At 55.5% G+C, this 23,644-nt stretch carries 23 protein-coding genes and 1 other annotated feature; of the genes, 10 read left to right on the top strand and 13 right to left on the bottom strand.

Features of this window, described 5'->3' with window-relative positions; genetic code table 11:
• Nucleotides 1-181: 181 nt before the first annotated feature.
• The 3 genes from lapB to pgpB form a co-directional block, all read right to left on the bottom strand.
• A complete protein-coding gene (gene lapB / locus ACWKXX_RS09110) occupies nt 182-1,351 on the bottom strand; it encodes a lipopolysaccharide assembly protein LapB (RefSeq protein WP_003856819.1) in 1,170 nt (389 codons plus the stop codon).
• A gap of 6 nt (nt 1,352-1,357) precedes the next feature.
• Nucleotides 1,358-1,666: a LapA family protein gene (locus tag ACWKXX_RS09105; protein ID WP_003856817.1), complete on the bottom strand. Its 309-nt coding sequence runs from the start codon at nt 1,664-1,666 to the stop codon at nt 1,358-1,360.
• A gap of 148 nt (nt 1,667-1,814) precedes the next feature.
• Nucleotides 1,815-2,582 carry a phosphatidylglycerophosphatase B gene (pgpB, locus tag ACWKXX_RS09100; RefSeq protein ID WP_003856815.1) on the bottom strand — a complete coding sequence of 256 codons (768 nt, stop codon included), beginning with the start codon at nt 2,580-2,582 and terminating at the stop codon, nt 1,815-1,817.
• A 196-nt stretch (nt 2,583-2,778) separates the two neighbouring features.
• On the opposite strand from pgpB, the gene ribA reads away from it, so the two are divergent.
• Nucleotides 2,779-3,369 (top strand): GTP cyclohydrolase II, encoded by a 591-nt coding sequence (ribA, locus tag ACWKXX_RS09095; protein WP_003856813.1) that lies wholly within the window; start codon nt 2,779-2,781, stop codon nt 3,367-3,369.
• Nucleotides 3,370-3,406: 37 nt separating this feature from the next.
• Here ribA and acnA read toward each other — a convergent pair whose 3' ends face one another.
• The 6 genes from acnA to topA form a co-directional block, all read right to left on the bottom strand.
• Nucleotides 3,407-6,082 (bottom strand): aconitate hydratase AcnA, encoded by a 2,676-nt coding sequence (acnA, locus tag ACWKXX_RS09090; protein WP_017693321.1) that lies wholly within the window; start codon nt 6,080-6,082, stop codon nt 3,407-3,409.
• A gap of 165 nt (nt 6,083-6,247) precedes the next feature.
• Nucleotides 6,248-6,346: a small membrane protein YmiC gene (gene ymiC / locus ACWKXX_RS09085; protein WP_032103392.1), complete on the bottom strand. Its 99-nt coding sequence runs from the start codon at nt 6,344-6,346 to the stop codon at nt 6,248-6,250.
• A gap of 137 nt (nt 6,347-6,483) precedes the next feature.
• The gene (locus ACWKXX_RS09080) at nt 6,484-6,648 is read right to left on the bottom strand and encodes a hypothetical protein (RefSeq protein ID WP_162183706.1); all 165 of its coding nucleotides are present in this window, start codon (nt 6,646-6,648) and stop codon (nt 6,484-6,486) included.
• Nucleotides 6,649-6,656: 8 nt separating this feature from the next.
• Nucleotides 6,657-6,797 (bottom strand): YmiA family putative membrane protein, encoded by a 141-nt coding sequence (locus ACWKXX_RS09075; protein WP_213083754.1) that lies wholly within the window; start codon nt 6,795-6,797, stop codon nt 6,657-6,659.
• 336 nt (nt 6,798-7,133) lie between these two features.
• The gene (cysB, locus tag ACWKXX_RS09070) at nt 7,134-8,108 is read right to left on the bottom strand and encodes an HTH-type transcriptional regulator CysB (protein WP_006810844.1); all 975 of its coding nucleotides are present in this window, start codon (nt 8,106-8,108) and stop codon (nt 7,134-7,136) included.
• Nucleotides 8,109-8,294: 186 nt separating this feature from the next.
• On the bottom strand, nt 8,295-10,892 hold the full coding sequence (gene topA, locus ACWKXX_RS09065; RefSeq protein WP_017384217.1) for a type I DNA topoisomerase: 2,598 nt from the start codon (nt 10,890-10,892) through the stop codon (nt 8,295-8,297).
• 398 nt (nt 10,893-11,290) lie between these two features.
• Between topA and ACWKXX_RS09060 the strand changes: the two genes are divergently transcribed.
• The gene (locus ACWKXX_RS09060) at nt 11,291-11,542 is read left to right on the top strand and encodes a YciN family protein (RefSeq protein ID WP_003856804.1); all 252 of its coding nucleotides are present in this window, start codon (nt 11,291-11,293) and stop codon (nt 11,540-11,542) included.
• 35 nt (nt 11,543-11,577) lie between these two features.
• Here ACWKXX_RS09060 and sohB read toward each other — a convergent pair whose 3' ends face one another.
• The gene (sohB, locus tag ACWKXX_RS09055) at nt 11,578-12,624 is read right to left on the bottom strand and encodes a protease SohB (protein ID WP_023296716.1); all 1,047 of its coding nucleotides are present in this window, start codon (nt 12,622-12,624) and stop codon (nt 11,578-11,580) included.
• Between the two features lie 252 nt (nt 12,625-12,876).
• Between sohB and ACWKXX_RS09050 the strand changes: the two genes are divergently transcribed.
• Together ACWKXX_RS09050 and cobO are read left to right on the top strand one after the other, a co-directional pair.
• The gene (locus ACWKXX_RS09050; RefSeq protein ID WP_017384219.1) at nt 12,877-13,638 is read left to right on the top strand and encodes a YciK family oxidoreductase; all 762 of its coding nucleotides are present in this window, start codon (nt 12,877-12,879) and stop codon (nt 13,636-13,638) included.
• Nucleotides 13,635-14,225, top strand: coding sequence for a cob(I)yrinic acid a,c-diamide adenosyltransferase (cobO, locus tag ACWKXX_RS09045; protein WP_015570385.1), 591 nt, complete (start codon nt 13,635-13,637; stop codon nt 14,223-14,225). The genes ACWKXX_RS09050 and cobO overlap by 4 nt, the downstream gene beginning before the upstream one ends.
• A 35-nt stretch (nt 14,226-14,260) precedes the next feature.
• On the opposite strand, the gene rluB is transcribed toward cobO, so the two are convergent.
• The 3 genes from rluB to rnm all read right to left on the bottom strand — a co-directional run bounded on the left by rluB (nt 14,261) and on the right by rnm (nt 16,744).
• Nucleotides 14,261-15,136, bottom strand: a complete 876-nt coding sequence (rluB, locus tag ACWKXX_RS09040) for a 23S rRNA pseudouridine(2605) synthase RluB (RefSeq protein WP_003856794.1) — start codon at nt 15,134-15,136, stop codon at nt 14,261-14,263.
• Nucleotides 15,137-15,233: 97 nt separating this feature from the next.
• On the bottom strand, nt 15,234-15,854 hold the full coding sequence (locus tag ACWKXX_RS09035) for an L-threonylcarbamoyladenylate synthase (RefSeq protein WP_003856793.1): 621 nt from the start codon (nt 15,852-15,854) through the stop codon (nt 15,234-15,236).
• Nucleotides 15,851-16,744 carry an RNase RNM gene (gene rnm, locus ACWKXX_RS09030; RefSeq protein ID WP_023296717.1) on the bottom strand — a complete coding sequence of 298 codons (894 nt, stop codon included), beginning with the start codon at nt 16,742-16,744 and terminating at the stop codon, nt 15,851-15,853. The genes ACWKXX_RS09035 and rnm overlap by 4 nt, the downstream gene beginning before the upstream one ends.
• Before the next feature lie 127 nt (nt 16,745-16,871).
• On the opposite strand from rnm, the gene trpL reads away from it, so the two are divergent.
• The 6 genes from trpL (at nt 16,872) to trpA (ending at nt 23,543) form a co-directional block, all read left to right on the top strand.
• Nucleotides 16,872-16,916: a trp operon leader peptide gene (gene trpL / locus ACWKXX_RS09025; RefSeq protein WP_071524153.1), complete on the top strand. Its 45-nt coding sequence runs from the start codon at nt 16,872-16,874 to the stop codon at nt 16,914-16,916.
• Nucleotides 16,893-16,987 (top strand) — a sequence feature (Trp leader region). (Overlaps the previous gene by 24 nt.)
• A gap of 23 nt (nt 16,988-17,010) precedes the next feature.
• The gene (locus ACWKXX_RS09020) at nt 17,011-18,573 is read left to right on the top strand and encodes an anthranilate synthase component 1 (protein WP_015570383.1); all 1,563 of its coding nucleotides are present in this window, start codon (nt 17,011-17,013) and stop codon (nt 18,571-18,573) included.
• Nucleotides 18,573-20,168: a bifunctional anthranilate synthase glutamate amidotransferase component TrpG/anthranilate phosphoribosyltransferase TrpD gene (trpD, locus tag ACWKXX_RS09015; protein WP_017384223.1), complete on the top strand. Its 1,596-nt coding sequence runs from the start codon at nt 18,573-18,575 to the stop codon at nt 20,166-20,168. The genes ACWKXX_RS09020 and trpD overlap by 1 nt, the downstream gene beginning before the upstream one ends.
• A 3-nt stretch (nt 20,169-20,171) precedes the next feature.
• Nucleotides 20,172-21,530 carry a bifunctional indole-3-glycerol-phosphate synthase TrpC/phosphoribosylanthranilate isomerase TrpF gene (trpCF, locus tag ACWKXX_RS09010; protein WP_045329971.1) on the top strand — a complete coding sequence of 453 codons (1,359 nt, stop codon included), beginning with the start codon at nt 20,172-20,174 and terminating at the stop codon, nt 21,528-21,530.
• A gap of 10 nt (nt 21,531-21,540) precedes the next feature.
• Nucleotides 21,541-22,734, top strand: coding sequence for a tryptophan synthase subunit beta (trpB, locus tag ACWKXX_RS09005; protein ID WP_003856780.1), 1,194 nt, complete (start codon nt 21,541-21,543; stop codon nt 22,732-22,734).
• Nucleotides 22,734-23,543, top strand: coding sequence for a tryptophan synthase subunit alpha (trpA, locus tag ACWKXX_RS09000; RefSeq protein ID WP_015570379.1), 810 nt, complete (start codon nt 22,734-22,736; stop codon nt 23,541-23,543). Before trpB ends, trpA begins: the two co-directional genes overlap by 1 nt.
• Nucleotides 23,544-23,644: the final 101 nt, after the last annotated feature.

Here is a 23,644-nt window from a genome sequence, read left to right as displayed (position 1 = left end):
CCAGCCCTTTTCGTCTATGGGCGCGCAGCGGCGCGGAACAGATAAACGGCGTGCATTCTACCTGCCCTCGGGGTAAATGAACAGAATCGAATGATTTTCCTGCCGAACCCCAGACCGCTCGGTGCTGATGAAATTACTACAACCATTAGTATGTTGTAACTAAAATGCGGCGTTTTAAAAATCACTGCCCGTCCAGACCTCGGATTGGCTTAATGGTTGACCACGCCCGGCAGGAAGGGCAATGCCAGTAAAGCGAATAGGCGGTGAAGCCGCATTTCTGGCAGCGATAGCGCGGTTTGCTGCGCACCTGTTCACCCACCATGTCTCGCAGCACCATCAGGCTCTCTTTAGCGCGCCCTTCTTCTGCGTCATTAAGGTGGTAATCCATCAGCTTATGGAATACCCGCATGGTAGGATGACGCTGCAACTGACGGGTAATGTATACCTGGGCGGTATCACTCCCTTCGTGCTCTTCGACGACATCTGACAGCATCAGTTCGGCTGTGGCACCGGTGTTTTCTTCAACGCAGCGACGCAGAAACGCAACCCACTCGTCCTGCTTACCTAACTGCTGATAGCAGGTTTGCAGCATTTCCAGCGTTTCGCTGACCAGCTCTTTGTCCTGATCGATAACGCGAAGCAGGCTCTCCACGGCTTTGGCGTAATCACCGTTAGCCATAAAGACCCGCCCCATCATGATTGAGATGCGCGCGCTGTTGCGATCGGCCGCAGCGCCTTTCTTTAACAATGCCATGGCTTTATCCATGTCATCGCTACCCATCTGCTGGAGAGCCAACTCGCAATAGAAGTGGGCAATTTCGACGCGTTGTTTGTCTTTACCGAGTTTGACCAGCCGTTCGGCGGTATCAATCGCTTTTTGCCAGTCGCTGGTGGCCTGGTAGATTTGCAGAAGCTGCTGAAGCGCACCGATACGGAAGTCCGTCTCATCCACCAGCTGAGAGAACATATCCTCGGCGCGATCGTAAAGCCCCGCGGCCATGTAATCCCGCCCAAGCTGCTGCACGGCCAGCAACCGTTGCTCATAGGTCAACGAAGCGCTTTCCATCAGGGTCTGGTGGATACGAATGGCACGGTCAACCTCTCCGCGCGAGCGGAACAGGTTTCCCAGGGTGAGATGCGCCTCTACGGTGCCGGTATCCTCTTTGAGCATGTCGAGGAACAGATCCACCGCTTTATCCTGCTGATTGCTCAGCAGGAAGTTCACCCCCGCTACGTAGTCACGGGAGAGTCGGTTTGCTTCATCCTGTTTTGTTTGTTGCGCGCTTCTGCGGCCCATATACCAGCCATAGGCTGCGGCGACAGGCAAAAGCAGAAACAACAACTCCAGCATATTCGATTATTCCTTGACTACCGGCACACCAGAGCTCGCCGGAATGTCAGACGCAGGCGTAAGTTGATGTTCAAGTCGTTTAATTTTACGTTCAGCGCGAACAAGAGAAACACGAACCTTAAGCCAGAACAGGCCGCATACAAGCCAGCCGATGACAAAACCCGCCGCGAATAACACCGCCAGCAGGCTCGACACCCGGTACTCGCCCTGCGCCAGCAGATAGTTAAAACTTACCTGTTGATCGTTTTGCGCGCCCAATGTGACTGAAATGACAAAAATCGCCAACACCAGTAAGAAAATGAGTAAATATTTCACATGACTTCCCGTAATGTGGTTCGAGCGTATAAAGCGTGTTCAACTCACTGCAATCAGCCTTATAAGCTACCATTTTAGTGGCGGGCGCGAAATGGAAAAAGTAACGCGCCCTACATGGATTTATGGTCAAAATGCGGAATATCAACCTTCAGGTTCCGCCAGACTCCCTTTCGGCTATTTCTTCCTTCTCTTCCGGCGGCGGCGTCAATGGTCCACAAAAACGTTGTGCAAGCCAGGTCGCCAGCGTCACCAGTACCCACGAGATCAGCGTTGCAACCACCAAATCACGCGGCCAGTGCATCCCCAGCAGCATCCGGCTGCCCATTACGCCTGTCGCCCAGACCAGCAAAATCGCAATCGTGAGGGTACGCCGACGCGGCCACAGCAGTCCCACGCCAAGTAGCGCCCAGCTGGCAGCAAACATCGTATGCCCGGAAGGAAACGCAAAGCCGGTCTCTTTTTGCCAGTGTTTGCGTAAAAAGGTCGGGATATCCTGCTGTTCTGCAAGCTGCTCCTTTACCAACGCACCGCGATCTTTACGCTTTAAATTGTAGAACTCATCCACCGGAACATGATGCGTTTTTTCCAGCCAGACGACGAAAGGACGGGGTTCCTGCACGCGATCCTTGACCCACGACTTCACCCCTTGCCCGATAAGTATGGCGCCGCCGAGAATAGCGAACAGTACCAGCGCCGCGCGAAGGCGAAAGCGCAGGCACCACAGGAACCAACCACAGAGCAACACGTGCGTAATAATCCCCCACGGCTGGGTGACCGTCTCGGTTATCCAGTATAAGGCTTTCAGCCACGTCTCGTTTTGTCCGGGCTGCCACATCCAGCCGGAGAACCAAACGACCAGGGGTATAACGAGCAATACGGCGGCTCCTGCGGCCGTTCGTCTGGCAATTGAAAGCATGTCCTCTCCTTTTTCACTAAGCACCACAATCATAACTGAATTTCATCATTCTGGTGGATATGTCGGATTGTGCGTTTAACGTTTGTAAAGCGTGGTGGTGATTAGGTGAAGTTGCCGGGCTTGTGGCAAAATAGTCCGATACAGAAAGCATAATGGGCAAAGGCACGAAACGTGTCAGCCTGGTCTGGAGAATCACATGCAGCTTAAACGTGTGGCAGAAGCCAAACTGCCAACCCCATGGGGCGATTTCCTGATGGTGGGTTTTGAAGAACTGGCAACCGGGCAAGATCACGTCGCCCTGGTGTTCGGCGACATTTCGGGGCAAACGCCGGTGCTGTCCCGCGTTCATTCAGAGTGTCTGACCGGTGACGCGCTGTTCAGCCTGCGCTGCGACTGCGGTTTTCAGCTTGAAGCCGCCCTTTCTCATATCGCAGAGGAAGGACGTGGCGTTCTGCTGTATCACCGTCAGGAAGGTCGCAATATTGGCCTGCTGAATAAAATCCGCGCCTATGCGTTGCAGGATCAGGGCTACGATACCGTCGAAGCGAACCATCAGCTCGGCTTTGCTGCTGACGAGCGCGATTTCACCCTGTGCGCGGATATGTTCAAGCTGCTGGGCGTGGACGAAGTGCGTCTGTTGACCAATAACCCGAAAAAAGTGGAAATCCTCACTGAAGCGGGCATCAATATTGTGGAACGCGTACCGCTGATTGTCGGCCGCAACCCGAAAAACGCGCACTACCTCGATACCAAAGCTGCCAAAATGGGGCATCTGCTGAGCGAGTAAACGCAAAACGCCCGGCACATGTGCCGGGCGAGTTTGATCAGTCCAGCATCTTACGAATCACATAATGTAAAATGCCGTCGTTCTGATAATAGGTCAGCTCTGTTGCCGTATCAATACGACACCGGCAATCCAGCACTTCTGTCGTTCCATCTGCGCGCGTTAACTTCACCGGAACGGTTTTACCCGGTTGCAGATTTTGCAGACCGCTGATATCAATCTGCTCTTCCCCGGTCAAACCCAGCGTTTTACGCGTTACACCCTGCGGGAACTCCAGCGGCAGGATCCCCATCCCGATCAGGTTTGAGCGGTGGATACGTTCAAAGGATTCGGCAATCACCACGCGAACCCCGAGCAGACGCGGACCTTTTGCCGCCCAGTCGCGACTGGAACCGGAGCCGTACTCTTTACCGGCAATAACGGCCAGCGGCGTACCCTGCTGCTGATACTTCATGGCTGCGTCATAAATTGAAATGACCTCTGTATCCGGCAGGTGGCGCGTCATACCCCCTTCCACGCCTGGGACCATTTCATTGCGAATGCGGATGTTGGCAAAGGTCCCGCGCATCATCACTTCGTGGTTACCGCGGCGCGAACCGTAGGAGTTGAAATCGCGACGTTCCACGCCACGACTTTGCAGATACCGACCTGCCGGACTGTCCGCCTTGATGCTACCCGCAGGGGAGATATGGTCGGTGGTGACGGAATCGCCAAGCATCGCCAGAATGCGCGCGCCGTGAATATCTTTCAGCGGTGCAGGCTCCGCCAGCATTTCGTCGAAGAATGGCGACAGGCGAATATAGGTGGAATCATCCTGCCAGTCATAGGTATCGGAACCCACCACGTCGATCGCTTTCCATTCCGCTGTGCCTTCGAACACTTCCGCATACTCTTTGCGGAACATCTCGGTGGAAACTTTCTCTACCGCGCGCGCAATTTCGCGCGATGATGGCCAGATGTCTTTCAGATAGACCGGTTCATTTTTGCGATCGTGACCAATCGGATCGGTCGCCAGGTTAATGTTCATGTTTCCGGCCAGCGCATAGGCTACAACCAGCGGCGGCGAGGCCAGCCAGTTGGTTTTCACTAGCGGATGAATACGCCCTTCAAAGTTTCGGTTACCGGAAAGTACCGCGCCAACGGTCAAATCCCCCTGCTTGATCGCCATTTCAATAGGTTCAGGCAGTGGACCAGAGTTACCGATGCAGGTCGTACAGCCGTAGCCCACCAGGTTAAAGCCCAGCTCGTCGAGGTAAGGCGTGAGTCTGGCCTGTGCCAGGTAATCGGATACCACTTTCGAACCAGGCGCCAGGGAGGCTTTAACCCAAGGCTGTGGCTTGAGCCCCAGCTCTACCGCTTTTTTTGCCAGCAGCCCGGCAGCCATTAACACACTCGGGTTGGACGTGTTGGTACAGGAAGTGATAGCGGCGATCACCACGGCGCCGTCAGGGAGCTGATACTGATGCCCGTTCAGAACATAGTCCACCGGACGGTGATCTTTTTGTGCGGCGTTAACTTCCAGCTCATTGCTGGCGGCAAAGGCTTTCGGAACGTTGCTCAGGGCGACGCGGTCCTGCGGACGTTTTGGCCCTGCGAGGCTTGCCTCAACTGTGCCCATATCCAGCTCCAGCGTACTGGTAAATACCGGCTCGTCACCCGGGTTACGCCACATGCCCTGCGCTTTGGTGTAGGCCTCAACGAGAGCCACCTGCTCCTCGCTGCGACCACTGAGGCGCATATACTCCAGCGTAACGCTATCAATCGGGAAAAAGCCGCAAGTCGCGCCATATTCCGGCGCCATGTTGGCGATGGTGGCCCGGTCCGCCAGCGGCAGTGAATCCAGACCATCGCCATAAAATTCAACGAATTTGCCCACCACGCCATGCTTACGCAGCATCTGGGTGACCGTCAGAACCAGATCCGTGGCGGTAATGCCTTCGGACAATTTACCGGTCAGCTTAAAGCCCACCACATCGGGAATGAGCATTGATACCGGCTGGCCGAGCATGGCCGCTTCCGCTTCAATACCACCGACGCCCCAGCCCAGAACGCCAAGGCCGTTAATCATGGTGGTGTGTGAATCGGTGCCCACCAGCGTATCAGGGTAAGCCACCCACTCTTTATCCTGCAATTCACTCCAGACGGCTTTGCCAAGATATTCCAGGTTGACCTGGTGACAAATGCCAGTGCCCGGTGGAACAACGCTGAAGCGGCTGAACGCCTGCTGACCCCATTTCAGAAATACGTAGCGTTCATGGTTACGTTCCATCTCCAGACGGACGTTTTCGCCGAAAGCATCGTCGTCACCAAAGTGATCGACGGTGACGGAGTGGTCAATGACGAGGTCTACCGGGGACAAGGGGTTAACCTTAGCTGTATCGCCCCCGAGACGCTTAACGGCTTCACGCATAGCTGCCAAATCCACCACCGCTGGCACGCCGGTGAAATCCTGCATCAGCACTCTGGCCGGGCGATAGGCAATTTCTCTGTCTGCATGAGCATTTTTCAGCCACCCTGCTAGAGCCTGGATATCCTCCTCGGTAACCGAGTCGCCATCCTGCCAGCGCAAGAGGTTTTCCAGTAATACTTTCAACGACTTGGGTAACCGCGAAATGTCCCCAAGCGTTCTGGCAGCCAGCGGTAAGCTGTAGTAGCGCCAGGTTTTATTTTCCGCCTGTAATGTGTCCTTACTGGCTTCGCGTAGGGTTAACGACATAAGCTCCTCCTTAAAAACAGGGATGTCCTGACAATCATCAGGGCTGTAATTAAAGATAACACAAAGATGTCGTAACGTTTTGATAACAACCCAAATTGATAAATTTAGGAATGGTCCAACGCGAGGGATAAAACAAAAAACCCCGCCGTGGCGAGGTTTTACGATTTAGTGCAGGGCCAGCCAGAGGAGCTGACACCAGAAGAGGATCGACGCTGAGAATACGCCGAGCCATGACCAGTATTTTACGGTTGTCATGTTATTCATCATAGGGACACCAGTCTTTAATTATTTAAGGTTGCGAGGTCTGCCCTCGTTCTATATTGCTGATGTGTATTTATTAAGGAGTACAAAAGTGCACAGTCTATATTCAGACTATTTGCATCATTACGCAAAAATCAAAATTATTGTTTTTTGGGTTCGTCTTCCGCGAACACATCAATAAAGGCCTGCTGCTGCGGCGTCAGTTTCCAGGAAGCTGGCACGCTGGTTGCTGGCGCCTTACGGGCTTTGTGAGCATTGTCACGAAGCTGACACATCTCTTTTCTCGCTTCTGTACGCACCGTCATGACCATAATCAACCCCAGTAATTCCAGACAAGAAGAGCAACCACCACCCAGAACAGGGCAGAGCCAAGAAAGACCGCCAGCCAGGCTTTACGCTTAAGCGCGGGATCCCTTTGCGGTTCTTCACTTCCTGACGGCATTGCTAACCTCATACAATCGATATCGCTTATCATTTAGAGACCAAACAATTGGCACAAGTAATCATCTGATGAGATAAATCCTAAAGAAACTTTAGCCGAAAAGCCAGTGAATTTACGTATCCGAGCCCGGGAAAATTCAATCTTTTGACCCGAAATAAATAATTGAAAAGAATAATTTGCACAGCTGTAAATTAGTTTCTACTTTTGTCGCAAATTTGCGACAGTAAAACCATAGTCATCAAATGGGTTATGACGATATATGACAGTGGGCGTAGATGATGATAATTCTAATTCAGGTTTAAAGCGGAATGACGGTATCTTTCCGCAAGAGAAAGATACCGGGAGTGATTATTTGGCGGGAAGTTTAATGTCTTTAAACATCTCTTCGATGTCTTCATTGGAGCGTAACGCCACAGCTGTATCCACCACATCGCGCGTTAAATGTGGCGCAAAGCGTTGAATAAAATCATACATATAGCTGCGCAGGAACGTGCTGCGACGAAAACCTATCTTGGTGGTGCTGTGGCTGAAAATATCATGCGCATCCAGACGCACCAGATCCGGGTCTGAGACAGGATCCACCGCCATGCTGGCAATAACCCCAACGCCCAGGCCCAGACGTACATACGTTTTTATGACGTCCGCATCCGTCGCCGTAAAGACAATCCGTGGCGTTAATCCGGCGCGGTTAAACGCGGTGTCCAGTTCAGACCGGCCCGTAAAGCCGAACGTATAGGTCACCAGCGGGTATTGCGCCAGTTCTTCGATTGTCACTTCGCCCTTCCCCGCCAGCGGGTGATCCGGGGTCACGACAATAGAGCGGTTCCAGTGGTAGCACGGGAGCATGACCAGATCATCGTACAGATGGAGCGCTTCCGTCGCGATAGCGAAGTCTGCATTGCCTTTAGACACGGCCTCTGCGATTTGCGTCGGTGAGCCCTGATGCATATGCAGGGAAACGCGGGGATAGCGTTCTATGAAGCCTTTGATCACCCCGGGAAGCGCATAACGCGCCTGTGTATGCGTGGTGGCAATATACAGAGAGCCTTTATCCGGCCAGGTATGTTCCCCGGCGACGGATTTAATGGCGTCGACTTTGGAGAGCACTTCCCGTGCGATGCGTATGATTTCCTGTCCTGCCGGGGTGACCTGTGTCAGGTGCTTACCGCTGCGGGCAAATATCTGAATACCTAACTCATCCTCCAGCATACGCACCTGCTTACTGATGCCGGGCTGAGAGGTATAAAGACCTTCTGCGGTGGAAGAGACATTGAGGTTATGATTGACGACCTCAACGATATAGCGAAGCTGCTGTAATTTCATGCCAGACCATCCGATTTAGCGCATGCGTCAATCGCTTAAGACGATTTGATAATAAGAAACGGGTTAACTATAACCACTATATCATTTATAGCCAGGCTGTATAGTACGGAACAAAAAATAATAACTACGTAATAAAAAAGGGCCGGAAGTCCGGCCCTTTTACAGGTAAGTTACGGTAAGGGAAGATTATTTCTTGCCTTCAACCCATTTCCCGTCGACAAAGAAGGCTGACCATCCGGTCGCTTTGCCCTCTTTCTCTGCCGCCACGTACTGCTGCTTCGTTTTACGGCTGAAGCGCACCACGGTTTTGTTGCCTTCCGGATCCTGCTGTGGCGCATCGGCCAGGTAACGCAGTTTCTCCGGCAGACGGTCGCGGAAGCGGTACAGCTCTTCTACCAGCGGCGCACGGGTTTCGCGCGATTTCGGGAAGGTGTTGGCCGCCAGGAATACCCCGGCAGCACCGTCACGCAGCACGAAATACGCGTCTGACTTCTCGCACGGCAGCTCAGGAAGCGGAACCGGATCTTCCTTCGGCGGCGCAACTTCACCGTTACGCAGGATCTTACGCGTGTTTTTACAGTCGTCGTTGGTGCATGCCATGTACTTACCGAAGCGTCCCATTTTCAGGTGCATTTCGGAACCACATTTCTCACACTCAACGATTGGACCGTCATAGCCCTTAATACGGAACTCACCTTCTTCGATCTCATAACCATCGCAGGTCGGGTTATTGCCACAAACGTGCAGTTTGCGTTTTGGATCGATCAGGTAGCTGTCCATCGCCGTGCCGCATTTCTTACAGCGGCGTTTGGCGCGCAGTGCGTTGGTCTCCGCATCGTCACCTTCCAGCACGTTGAGAACTTCGTTCTCCGGCACGAGGTTGATGGTGGTTTTGCAACGCTCTTTCGGCGACAGCGCATAGCCAGAGCAACCGAGGAACACGCCCGTGGTCGCGGTACGGATCCCCATTTTACGGCCACAGGTTGGGCAGTCGATGCTCGTCAGTACCATCTGGTTAGGCAGCATGCCGCCCTCTTCAGGATCTTTCTCGGCTTTCTCAAGCTGATTGGTAAAATCGCTGAAGAAGCTGTCGAGAACTTTCTTCCATTCTGCCTTATGGCTGGCAACCTCATCGAGGCTGTCTTCCATCTGCGCGGTGAAGTCATAGTTCATCAACTCACGGAAGTTCGCTTCCAGACGGTCGGTGACAATCTCACCCATTTTTTCAGCATAGAAACGACGGTTCTCGACGCGAACGTATCCACGATCCTGAATGGTCGAAATAATTGACGCATAGGTGGACGGGCGACCGATGCCGCGTTTTTCCAGCTCTTTCACCAGCGATGCTTCGCTGAAGCGCGCAGGTGGCTTGGTGAAGTGCTGAGCCGGGACCAGATCAACCAGCGACAGCTCGTCACCTTTGTTGACTGAAGGCAGCGTTCTGTCTTCATCACCTTTACGCAACGCTGGCATCACTTTTGTCCAGCCGTCGAAGCGCAGAATGCGGCCGCGCGCTTTCAGGCGGAAATCACCCGCGCCGACGGTCAGCGTGGTGGAGTCGTATTTCGCTGGCGTCATCTGGCAGGCTACGAACTGGCGCCAGATCAGCTGATACAGCTTCTGGGCGTCCGCTTCCATATCTTTCAGCGATTCAGCCAGAACGGAAACGTCAGAAGGACGAATCGCTTCGTGCGCTTCCTGAGAATTCTCTTTGCTGGCGTACTGATTAGGCCCGTCCGGCAGGTATTTCTTACCGAAGTTGTCCTCGATATAGCCACGCACCATGTTGACAGCGTCCTGGCTCAGGTTGGTGGAGTCAGTACGCATGTAGGTGATGTAACCCGCTTCATACAAGCGCTGGGCCATCATCATGGTTTTCTTCACGCCGTAACCCAGACGGGTACTTGCCGCCTGCTGGAGAGTTGACGTGATAAACGGTGCGCCAGGCTTGCTGCTGGTTGGTTTATCTTCACGATCCAGAACCTGATAACGCGCTTTTTCCAGCAGCGCCACGGCGGCCATGGTCTGATCGCGATTTTCAGGACGGAACGGTTTGTCGTTGTGATGGCTCACCTGCAACGGCAGCGCATCGCCGCCCGGCGTGGTGACATTCGCATCCACTTCCCAGAACTCTTCCGGGACGAACGCTTTGATCTCGCGTTCACGCTCAACAACAAGACGAACAGCCACAGACTGCACACGCCCCGCAGACAGGCCGCGAGCGACCTTTTTCCACAGCAACGGCGAGACCATGTAGCCTACAACGCGGTCCATAAAGCGACGCGCCTGCTGAGCGTTAACACGGTCGATATTCAGTTCACCCGGCTTTTCAAACGCCTGACGAATCGCATTCTTTGTAATTTCGTTGAACACTACACGGCTGTAGCGTTTGTCATCACCCCCGATCACTTCCCGCAGGTGCCATGCAATGGCCTCCCCTTCGCGGTCAAGGTCGGTTGCGAGATAAATGTGGTCTGCTTTTTCAGCAAGCTGTTTCAGCTCGTTAACGACTTTTTCTTTGCCTGGCAGCACTTCGTAATGTGCATCCCAGTTGTGCCATGGGTTAACACCCATGCGGTTGACAAGCGCGCTACGTTCATCCTTTTTAGGCTTTTTAGCCCCTTTGGTGGAGGTAGAGTCTGCGCTCTTTTTGCTGGCTGAGCCACTGGTCGGCAAATCGCGAATGTGACCAACGCTGGACTTAACCACGTAGTCATTGCCCAGATATTTATTGATCGTTTTGGCTTTTGCCGGGGACTCAACGATGACGAGAGCTTTACCCATATTCACCTTTACCTAATTTAATTCTTCCAGGAATACGCCGCACGTTGATTTCCCTTCCGCTGACGACGAGCCATTGATATTGCGACATCGTCAGGGGATATCAACCCCTATGTGTTACCGAACGTCAGAATGGCGACATCCAGGTCATTGAGTTTTCGGGTATTTTTCTCACATCAAAGTTCATTCGTGACGAATTCCCGGTCGAATGTCAAGCAATTCTGTTGCCAGAATGACGAAAGCGCACACTGTACCTGATAAAATTCGTTACGCAACTTTATTAGCATGCAAAAGCAAATCCCGCCAGCCAGCCCCTGTTTCTTATCCCCTCGGATAACAGGGAAAATTTGCCCCCGAAGCGACCCAGGCGTAGACTATTGTCACTGTTTAAGGAGTGGAATATGCAGAATACGACCCAACCCATTGACCGAGCTTCATTGCTTATCGAAGCAAACAAACTCATTCGCGACCATGAAGACACCCTGGCGGGAATTGAAGCGACTGGCGTGGAACAACGTAATGGCGTGCTGGTGTTCAGCGGTGAATACTTCCTTGATGAACAAGGGCTACCCACCCCGAAAAGCACCGCCGTGTTTAACATGTTTAAATACCTGGCGCATACCCTCTCAGAGAAGTACCACCTGGTCGATTAAAACGAAAACGCGAGGCATCTGCCTCGCGTTTTTCTTTACAGCAGCGGCTTTTGGCCGCGCTGCAACCAGCGTAGCAGCAGGCGATCCGCGCTTTCTGCCGCGCTATTGGTAAAACGGTCGAGCAGGCGCTTGCGTCGGGTGAAGCGCACCCCCACCAGCTCACGGCCTTCCATCAGGTTGAGCAGGAGGTCGTCGCTGGTACCCACTTCATCCACCAGCCCTTTCTCCTGCGCCTGCGTGCCGTACCAGTGCTCGCCCGTAGCCACCTGCTCAATGTCCAGCGTTGGGCGCATGCGGTGCACGAAATCTTTGAACAGATGGTGGGTTTCGTTCAGATCTTCCCGGAATTTCTGCCGTCCCTCTTCGGTATTTTCGCCGAGCAGCGTCAGCGTACGTTTGTACTGACCCGCCGTATGCAGTTCGATGTCGATCTCTTTATTTTTCAGGAAACGATTGAAGTTAGGGATCTGCGCGACCACCCCAATCGAGCCGATAATGGAGAACGGTGCCGCGACGATTTTATCCGCCACGCACGCCATCATATAGCCGCCACTCGCCGCGACCTTATCTACCGCAACAGTGAGCGGGATCTGTTTATCCCGCAGACGTTGTAACTGCGAAGCCGCCAGTCCATACCCATGCACTACGCCGCCCGGGCTTTCAAGGCGTACCACCACCTGATCCTGGGCTGTCGCCACGGCCAGCACCGCCGTCACTTCTTCACGCAGAGAGGAGACTTCATGCGCATCCATGCTACCTTTAAAATCGAGCACATAGACGCGCGGTTTTGCGTCAGCCTGTGGCGTGGCGAGCTTAGCTTTCGCCTTCGCGGCTTTGGCGTCCTGCTTATGTTTTTTCTTCTGGGCTTTTAGCCACAGCTTCTGTTGATGGTCGTCAAGCAGCGCCAGAGACATCTCCTCCTGCATCTCTTTATACTGCTCGCTCAGGCGGGTAATGCGTAACTCACCACGCTGACGCTTACGCTGCGTCAGGTTGACAATCAGGACGGCAATCACCGCGACAGCAATAACCACCGTCGCGATTTTGGCCAAAAACAACCCATACTGAGAAAGTAATTCCACGCGTTCCACCTTGATTTAACCACGAATCTTTCACGCCAGTGTACAACAGCCCTGCGCAGGCGTCTCGCTCTGGACATTACCTCTGCGAGGCGGCTTCAGGAATCCCCCGCTTCTGGTTTAAATCTTTGCAAATTGTTAATTTCCCAGCGTTCTGTCCTGTAGACTGATTGAATTCTGACGCTGTTTCGGGCATAAAGCCGAAAAGTCATAAATAAAGGTGCAAGTCACGCCCAATGCGCCTGAGGAGCCACCGTGCATTATCAGCCACAAAAAAACCTTCTACAGAACCGCATCATTCTGGTTACCGGTGCCAGCGACGGGATTGGTCGCGAAGCGGCGCTGACCTATTCTGAATACGGTGCGAGCCTTATTCTGCTGGGACGTAATGAAGAAAAGCTCAAGGCCGTCGCCCGTGAAATCGAAAACGCCGGCGGTACCCCCACGCCCTGGTATACGCTCGATCTGCTGACCTGCACGCCAGCGTCATGTCAGGCCCTTGCCCAGCGGATCAGCACACATTATCCGCGTCTGGACGGCGTACTGCACAACGCGGGGTTACTGGGCGAAGTGCGCCCGATGGATGAACAGGATCCGGAAATTTGGCAACAGGTGATGCAGGTTAACGTCAACGGGACGTTTTTCCTGACCCAGGCCTTGCTTCCTTTATTACTCAACTCCGATTCCGGCTCGCTGGTATTTACCTCCTCCAGCGTGGGGCGTCAGGGGCGTGCGAACTGGGGGGCTTACGCCGTCTCAAAATTTGCCACCGAAGGAATGATGCAGGTGCTGGCCGAAGAGTACCAAAGCCGCCACCTGCGGGTTAACTGTATTAATCCAGGCGGTACGCGCACCAAAATGCGCGCCAGCGCCTTCCCGACAGAAGATCCGCAGAAGCTTAAAACCCCGGCCGATATCATGCCCCTTTACCTGTGGCTGATGGGTGACGACAGCCGTCGCAAAACCGGAATGACCTTCGATGCCCAGCCAGGCCGCAAACCGGGGATATCGCAATGAGTGATGATCGTCATCAGCAGCGCCAGCAGCGTCTGAAAGAACAGGTTGATGCACGCGTGGCGGCCGCTCAGGACGAGCGCGGTATCCTAATCGTGTTCACCGGCAACGGCAAAGGCAAAACCACCGCCGCATTTGGGACCGCCACCCGCGCAGTCGGGCATGGGCAGAAAGTGGGCGTGATCCAGTTTATCAAGGGTGAATGGCCCAACGGCGAGCGTAATCTGCTCGAGCCGCATGGCGTTGAGTTTCAGGTAATGGCAACCGGTTTTACCTGGGATACCCAGAACCGGGAAACCGATACCGCAGCCTGCCTCGCCGTCTGGGAGCATGCCAAAAGAATGCTTTCAGACCCGTCGCTGAACATGGTGTTGCTGGATGAGATCACCTATATGGTGGCGTATGACTACCTGCCGCTGGAAGCCGTGCTGGAGGCCCTCAGGAACCGCCCTGCACACCAGACGGCGATTGTCACGGGGCGCGGGTGTCATCGGGACATTCTGGAGCTGGCCGATACCGTCAGCGAGCTGCGTCCGGTTAAGCATGCGTTCGATGCGGGTATCAAAGCGCAAATTGGGATTGATTACTGAAAAAAAAAGCCCGGTATATTCACCGGGCTTTTCAATTAACCGTTGTTATTACGGCTGCCAGAGCGGCGATTGCTGCTGACCTGGCTGTGACGTTTCACCGCACGGCGGATTTGATTCGCCTTCATGCGACGACGATCTTTCTCTACCGCCACTTTCGACGTGGTTTCTGGCGTCAGGCCAACCAGATCGCGCAGGTAGTTGGTTTGCGTCAGATCCAGTTCGGTATAGCCGCCACGTGGCAGGCCTTTCGGCAGCAGAATGTCGCCATAGCGGACGCGAATCAAGCGACTCACCTGGACACCGACCGCTTCCCACAGTCGACGCACCTCGCGGTTACGTCCCTCTGTCAGGGTAACGTTGTACCACTGGTTAATGCCTTCACCACCGGTAAACTTGATGGTTTTGAACGCCGCAGGGCCGTCCTCCAGCTGAACGCCACGCGACAGGTCGCGCAGTTTATTCTCATCAACCTGGCCGAAAACACGAACGGCGTATTCACGTTCCACTTCACGACTCGGGTGCATCAGACGGTTTGCCAGTTCACCATCGGTGGTGAACAGCAGCAGGCCGCAGGTGTTCACGTCCAGACGCCCTACGGCAATCCAGCGGGCGCCACGCAATTTTGGCAGACGGTCAAACACCGTCGGGCGACCTTCCGGGTCGTTGCGGGTACACAGTTCGCCTTCCGGCTTGTAGTAAGCCAGTACGCGGCAGATCTGTTCAGCAGACTCTTTCACGGAGATAAGATGGCCGTCAATGCGGATCTTCAGCCCCGGTACGATTTCAACGCGGTCACCGAGCGTGGCGATTTTACCGTCCACACTCACGCGGCCTGCTTCAATAATGGCTTCGATTTCACGGCGCGAACCGTGGCCGGCGCGCGCCAGCACTTTCTGTAACTTCTCGCTCATTGAGCTTCCTCAGGTGTCGCCTTCACAGGCGTCGAATCAGGTCAAAAACAGGGCGGCGCCCTGCTTTGATGGCCGCGTAGTATATCTGCTTACACCCTTACAAGAAAGGCTTAACATCGCCCACGCCTTCACGAATCACTTCTGGCGCGTCTTCGGTGAGATCCACCACGGTGGTCGGCTGCTGGCCAAGATAGCCGCCATGAATAATCAGCTCCACCACCTTCTCCAGACGATCTTTGATCTCTTCCGGGTCGGACTCGGTAAACTCACTGCCCGGCAGCATCAGCGATGTGGAGAGCATCGGCTCGCCGAGGGTTTCCAGTAGCGCCTGGGCAATCGGGTTCGACGGCACGCGCATGCCGATGGTTTTACGTTTTTCCTGCAACAGACGACGCGGCACCTCTTTTGTCCCCTTCAGAATGAAGGTGTAGTTACCCGGCGTGTTGTTTTTAATCAGACGAAAGGCCACGTTATCAACATAAGCATAGGTCGACAGCTCAGAGAGATCGCGACACATCAGGGTGAAGTTGTGGCCATCCGGCAGCTGGCGGATGCGACAGATGCGCTCCATCGCCCCTTTATCCTCAATTTTACAGCCCAGCGCGTAGCCAGAATCGGTTGGGTAGACAATAACGCCGCCTTTGCGGACGATCTCCACGGCCTGATTAATCAGACGTGGCTGGGGGTTATCCGGATGGATATAGAAAAACTGACTCATACTTCCCTCTCTTCAATTTGCTGTGGCTGTTCCCAGAGCTGCCAGACAGGCTCAACGCCCGCGGGTAACCAGAGCTTGCGCCCCAGTTCAATCCACGCGCAGGGCTGATGGAAATCTGAACCCTGTGACCCAAGCAGACCAAACTGACGGGCGTAGGTCGCAAGCTGCGAACGCTCATTGGGTGCCTGCTGACACTGGGCAACTTCCATCGCCTCACCGCCGCAGTCGGCAAAGTGTGCCAGCAGTCTTTTCAGCCATTTAGCAGAAAGATTATACCGCCCCGGATGGGCCAGCACGGCCTTACCGCCAGAATGATGAATCACATCAATAGCTTGTTTTATTGTACACCACTGTGGGGGAACGTATCCGGTTTTCCCGCGCGCCAGATACTTTTTAAAGACATTCGCCATGGTCGTCGCCTTACCGGCATCCACCAGAAAACGGGCGAAATGGCCGCGCGTCACCGCCCCACCGTTCGCCAGCGTTCGCGCGCCTTCCAGCGCACCGGGAATATGCGCTTTTTCCAGACGTTCGCCAATCATCTCCGCGCGTTGATTGCGGCGTGTTTTTTGTTCTTGCAAAAAAGCACGCATGGCCGGATGTTCTGTATCGATATTCAGGCCAACGATATGAATTTCGTGGTTTTCCCAGACCGTCGAGATCTCAACCCCGGCCACCAGATCCAGCGCCAGTCCGCTGCGGGCAATCTCGGCGCGCGCGGCGGGAATGCCGTCAGTGGTATCGTGATCGGTTATTGCCAGCGTGCCGACACGCATTTCAACGGCGCGATGGACCAGGGCTTCGGGTGTCAGCAGGCCATCTGAAGCCTGCGTATGGCTGTGTAAATCATAAATTACGGCGTAGGTGGTATCGCTCAAAGCACTTCCCATAACAGGTTGGAGACATCCGAAGCCCCTATGATACCGACTAACCGTGAAATACTGAAATCAGGGGTTGACAACACGCCATCGAACTAGTTAACTAGTACGCAAGTTCACACGAGAAAGGTATCTGAAAATGACAGCACATTTCGCTCTGCACGGTTGGTGGCGTACTTCCTGATCTTCGGGCAGTGTCACGCGTCTGCGAAATGCAAACAGATACCCGGCCCGCTACCCAGCGGGCTTTTTTTTGAACAGAATATGAGAACAACAACATGCAAACAGCCAAACCTCATCTCGAACTGCTGACCTGCGAGGCGGCCTATCGCCATAACCCTACCGCGCTGTTTCATCAGGTGTGCGGCGCACGTCCCGCGACGCTGCTGCTGGAGTCAGCTGATATCGACAGTAAGGACGACCTCAAAAGCCTGCTGCTGGTTGACAGCGCGCTGCGCATTACCGCGTTAGGTGACACCGTCACTATCAGGGCGTTGTCTGACAATGGCGCGTCGCTCCTGCCGCTGCTGGATGCGGCGCTGCCTTCAGGCATTGAAAATGAACGCCACCCGGACCTGCGTATTCTGCATTTCCCGCCGGTGAGCCAGCTGCTGGATGAGGATGCCCGCCTCTGCTCGCTCTCCGTTTTTGACGCCTTTCGCCTGCTGCAAAATCTGGTGGCCGTGCCGGAAGTTGAGCGCGAAGCAATGTTTTTTGGCGGGCTGTTTGCTTACGACCTGGTTGCTGGCTTTGAAGATTTACCGGAAACCGAGCAGGGAAACCGCTGCCCGGACTACTGTTTCTACCTGGCCGAAACCCTGCTGGTGATCGACCATCAGAAAAAATATACCCGCATCCAGGCCAGCCTGTTCACGCCGTCTGAGTCTGAGAAAAATCGCCTCGCGCAGCGCATCGCCCAACTGCAACAGCAGATGTCAGAAGCACCGCCCGCGCTCCCGGTGCAGCGTGTTGAAAAGATGACCTGCGAGGTGAGTCAGACCGACGATCAGTACGGCGCGGTGGTACGTCAGATGCAAAAAGCGATTCGTGCCGGGGAGATTTTCCAGGTAGTGCCGTCCCGTCGCTTCTCACTGCCCTGCCCGTCGCCGCTGGCGGCTTACGATGTGCTGAAAAAGAGCAACCCAAGCCCGTACATGTTCTTTATGCAGGACAATGATTTCACCCTGTTTGGCGCGTCGCCGGAAAGCTCCCTCAAGTACGACGCCACCAGCCGCCAGATTGAGATCTACCCGATAGCGGGAACCCGTCCACGCGGCCGTCGTGCCGATGGCTCCCTGGACCGCGATCTCGACAGCCGCATCGAACTGGAAATGCGTACCGACCATAAAGAGCTCTCCGAACACCTGATGCTGGTTGACCTGGCGCGTAACGATCTGGCACGCATTTGTACGCCTGGCAGCCGCTACGTGGCGGACCTGACCAAAGTCGACCGCTACTCCTTCGTCATGCACCTGGTCTCCCGCGTGGTGGGTGAACTGCGCCACGACCTCGACGTTCTGCATGCCTACCGCGCCTGCATGAACATGGGCACCCTGAGCGGCGCGCCGAAAGTCCGCGCCATGCAGCTGATCGCCGAAGCGGAAGGACGCCGTCGCGGCAGCTACGGTGGTGCAGTGGGCTATTTCACCGCTCACGGTGACCTTGATACCTGCATCGTGATCCGCTCCGCCTACGTTGAGGACGGCATTGCGACCGTCCAGGCCGGGGCCGGGATTGTGCTGGATTCTGTTCCGCAGTCGGAAGCCGACGAAACCCGCAGTAAGGCGCGCGCGGTACTGCGCGCTATTGCTACCGCACACCATGCACAGGAGATTTTCTGATGGCTGACATTCTGCTGCTCGATAATATCGACTCCTTTACCTACAACCTGGCAGATCAGCTGCGTGCGAATGGTCACAATGTCGTTATCTATCGCAACCACGTTCCGGCCCAGACGCTAATTGACCGTCTGGCGACCATGCAAAACCCGGTGCTGATGCTCTCCCCGGGCCCAGGCGCACCGAGCGAAGCAGGCTGTATGCCTGAGCTGTTGACCCGTATGCGCGGCAAGCTGCCGATTATCGGCATCTGCCTCGGCCACCAGGCGATTGTCGAAGCCTACGGCGGTTACGTGGGTCAGGCGGGGGAGATCCTCCATGGTAAAGCGTCAAGTATTGAACATGACGGTCAGGCGATGTTTGCCGGTCTGCCGAACCCGCTTCCGGTAGCGCGTTACCACTCGCTGGTCGGCAGCAACATTCCGGCCGGGCTGACCATTAACGCCTCGTTTGAAGGGATGGTGATGGCGGTGCGTCACGATGCGGATCGCGTCTGCGGGATGCAGTTCCACCCGGAATCTATCCTGACGTCCAACGGCGCGCGTCTGCTGGAGCAAACGCTCGACTGGGCGCTACAAAAGCTGGAGCAGACCAACACCCTGCAACCGATTCTGGAAAAACTGTATCAGGCTCAGACCCTGAGCCAGCAGGAGAGCCATCAGCTGTTCTCCGCCGTCGTGCGCGGCGAGCTGAAGCCTGAGCAGCTGGCCGCTGCGCTGGTGAGCATGAAGGTACGCGGCGAAAGCCCGCAGGAGATCGCCGGCGCGGCAACCGCGCTGCTGGAAAATGCCGCCCCGTTCCCGCGCCCGGACTATCCGTTTGCCGATATTGTCGGGACCGGTGGCGACGGCAGTAACAGTATCAATATTTCCACCGCCAGCGCCTTTGTGGCCGCGGCATGCGGTCTGAAGGTGGCGAAACACGGCAACCGCAGCGTGTCTAGCCGTTCAGGATCGTCCGACCTGCTGGCGGCTTTCGGTATCAACCTGGACATGAACGCCGAGCGTTCCCGTGAAGCGCTGGATGACCTGGGCGTCTGTTTCCTGTTTGCGCCGAAGTATCACACCGGTTTCCGCCACGCGATGCCGGTTCGCCAGCAGCTCAAAACCCGCACGCTGTTTAACGTGCTCGGTCCACTCATTAACCCGGCGCACCCGCCGCTGGCGCTGATTGGCGTTTACAGCCCGGAACTGGTCCTGCCGATTGCGGAGACGCTGCGCGTCCTCGGTTACCAACGCGCCGCCGTGGTACACAGCGGCGGGATGGATGAAGTTTCCCTGCATGCGCCCACGCTGGTGGCGGAACTGAATAACGGCGAAGTGCTGAACTATCAGCTTGAGGCCGCTGACTTCGGGTTGACCCCGTACCATCAGGACGCCCTGGCGGGCGGCACGCCGGAAGAAAACCGTGACATTCTCACGCGCTTATTACAAGGTAAAGGTGAGGCCGCCCATGAGGCCGCCGTGGCGGCCAACGTAGCCATGCTGATGCGTTTACATGGCGAGGAAGATCTGAAAGCCAACGCCCAAAAAGTTCTGGACGTACTGCGCTCCGGTGCAGCTTACGATCGCGTTACCGCACTTGCGGCAAGAGGGTAAATAATGCAGACCGTTTTAGCGAAAATCGTCGCCGATAAGGCCATCTGGGTGGAAGCCCGTAAGCAACAGCAGCCGCTCGCCAGTTTTCAGAATGACGTCGTTCCGAGCAGCCGTCGTTTTTATGATGCGCTCCAGGGCGCGCGTACCGCGTTTATTCTGGAGTGTAAAAAAGCGTCTCCGTCCAAAGGCGTGATCCGCGACGATTTCGACCCGGCGCGTATTGCCGGTATCTACAAGCATCATGCGTCTGCCATTTCTGTGCTGACGGATGAGAAATATTTCCAGGGCAGCTTCGATTTTCTGCCCGTTGTCAGCGGCATCGCGCCGCAGCCGATTCTGTGCAAAGACTTTATTATCGACCCGTATCAGATCTGGCTGGCGCGCTTTTACCAGGCAGATGCCTGCCTGCTGATGCTCTCCGTTCTGGATGACGAGCAGTATCGCCAGCTCTCCGCCGTCGCGCACAGCCTGAATATGGGCGTGCTGACCGAAGTGAGCAACGAAGAGGAGCTGGAGCGCGCCATCGCGCTGGAAGCCAAAGTGGTCGGCATTAACAACCGCGACCTGCGCGACCTGTCGATTGACCTCAACCGTACGCGCCAGCTTGCGCCGCGTCTGGGCGCGGGCGTCACGGTGATCAGCGAATCCGGGATTAACAGCTACGCTCAGGTGCGCGAACTCAGCCACTTTGCCAACGGTTTCCTGATCGGCTCCGCGATGATGGAACACGACGATCTTAATGCGGCCGTGCGCCGCGTGCTGTTGGGTGAGAACAAAGTCTGCGGCCTGACCCGTGAACAGGATGCGCAGGCCGCATATGAAGCGGGCGCAATCTATGGTGGTCTGATCTTTGTCGAGTCCTCTCCTCGCACAGTAAATGAAGAACAGGCGCGCAAGGTGATCGCGGCTGCGCCACTGAGCTACGTGGGCGTGTTCCGCAATGCGGATATTAACGACGTTGCGGCAAAAGCGGACGCGTTATCCCTGAGCGCGGTCCAGCTGCACGGCGATGAAGATCAGGCGTACATCGATGCTCTGCGACATGTTCTGGCGCCTCAGGTTCAGATCTGGAAAGCGCAAAGCGTTGGCGCCACCCTGCCCGCGCGTAACCTGAAGCATGTTGATAAATACGTGCTCGACAACGGCCAGGGCGGCACGGGGCAGCGTTTTGACTGGTCACTGCTGCGTGGCGAAGTGCTGGACAATGTCCTGCTGGCAGGGGGATTAAGCCCCGATAACTGTGTGGAAGCGGCCAAAACCGGCTGCGCAGGCCTCGATTTCAATTCAGGCGTAGAGTCCCAACCGGGCATTAAAGACGCCAGCAAGCTGGCATCGGTATTTAAAACTCTGCGTGCATATTAAGGAAGAGAAGATGACGACATTACTTAACCCGTATTTTGGTGAGTTCGGTGGGATGTATGTCCCACAAATCCTGATGCCCGCGCTGCGCCAGCTGGAAGAAGCGTTCGTGAGCGCACAGAAAGATCCGGCGTTTCAGGCGGAGTTTACCGACCTGCTGAAAAACTACGCCGGTCGTCCGACGGCGCTGACAAAGTGCCGCAACCTGACCGAAGGCACTAAAACTACGCTGTATCTTAAGCGTGAAGATCTGCTGCACGGTGGCGCGCATAAAACTAACCAGGTGCTTGGCCAGGCGCTGCTCGCGAAGCGGATGGGTAAAACCGAAATCATCGCCGAAACCGGCGCGGGACAGCACGGTGTGGCCTCAGCGCTCGCCAGCGCCCTGCTCGGTCTGAAATGCCGCATTTACATGGGGGCGAAGGACGTTGAGCGCCAGTCGCCAAACGTGTTCCGTATGCGTCTGATGGGGGCGGAAGTGATCCCGGTGCACAGCGGTTCTGCCACGCTGAAAGATGCCTGTAATGAAGCGCTTCGCGACTGGTCTGGCAGCTACGAAACCGCCCACTACATGCTCGGTACCGCCGCGGGCCCGCACCCGTTCCCGACCATCGTGCGTGAATTCCAGCGCATGATCGGCGAAGAGACTAAAGCGCAGATCCTCGAAAAAGAGGGTCGCCTGCCGGATGCGGTGATCGCCTGCGTTGGCGGCGGATCTAACGCCATCGGCATGTTTGCCGATTTTATCGACGAAACCAGCGTTGGGCTGATTGGCGTTGAGCCTGCCGGCCACGGTATTGAAACAGGCGAGCATGGTGCGCCGCTGAAGCATGGCCGCGTGGGGATCTACTTCGGCATGAAGGCCCCGATGATGCAGACCGATGAAGGGCAGATTGAAGAGTCTTACTCAATCTCTGCCGGGCTGGATTTCCCGTCCGTAGGGCCGCAGCACGCGTTCCTCAACAGCACCGGCCGCGCGGATTATGTCTCCATCACCGATGACGAAGCGCTGGAGGCCTTCAAAACGCTGTGCCGCAATGAAGGGATCATCCCGGCGCTGGAGTCTTCCCACGCGCTGGCGCACGCGCTGAAAATGATGAAGGAAAACCCGGAAAAAGAGCAGCTGCTGGTGGTAAACCTTTCCGGTCGCGGTGACAAAGATATCTTCACCGTTCACGATATTCTGAAAGCACGAGGGGAAATCTGATGGAACGCTACGACAACGCATTTGCACAACTGAAAGCTCGCCAGGAAGGCGCCTTCGTTCCCTTCGTGACGCTGGGCGACCCCGGCCCGGAGCAGTCGCTGAAGATTATCGACACCCTGATTGATGCCGGTGCCGACGCGCTGGAGCTCGGTATTCCGTTCTCCGATCCGCTGGCGGATGGCCCGACCATTCAGAACGCAACGCTACGCGCGTTTGCCGCGGGCGTGACGCCGAGCCAGTGCTTTGAAATGCTGGCGGCGATCCGTCAGAAGCACCCGACCATTCCGATCGGCCTGCTGATGTACGCCAACCTGGTGTTCAGCCGCGGTATTGATGCGTTTTACGCAGAGTGCGCCCGCGTGGGCGTTGACTCCGTGCTGGTGGCTGACGTGCCCGTTGAAGAGTCTGCGCCGTTCCGTCAGGCGGCAATGCGCCACAACGTCGCGCCGATTTTCATCTGTCCGCCGAATGCCGATGACGATCTGTTGCGCCAGATTGCCTCTTACGGACGGGGTTACACTTACCTGCTCTCCCGTGCGGGCGTCACCGGTGCGGAAAATAAAGCCGCGCTGCCGCTGCATCATCTGGTGGAGAAGCTGGCAGAATACCATGCTGCACCGCCGCTTCAGGGCTTTGGCATTTCTTCACCGGATCAGGTTACTGCGGCGATTGATGCGAAAGCCGCCGGGGCTATTTCCGGTTCGGCTATCGTGAAAATCATCGAGAAGAACGTGGATAAACCAGAGCAGATGCTGGCTGAGTTACACGCATTCGTCACATCTATGAAAGCGGCCACGCGCAAGGCGTAACCGTTAACACCGTCTGGCCCCGGCGTCAGGCGGTTTTCCCTTCTCTCTTCCTGAAAGAAGCAGGTCAAAATTGATCCTGTCGATATTTTCGGTGTGAATGA

It is taken from the genome of Enterobacter sp. UPMP2061 (assembly GCF_053709615.1).
Note: the sequence above shows the minus strand (reverse complement) of the source record. Positions and strands in the feature narration are given on the sequence as shown.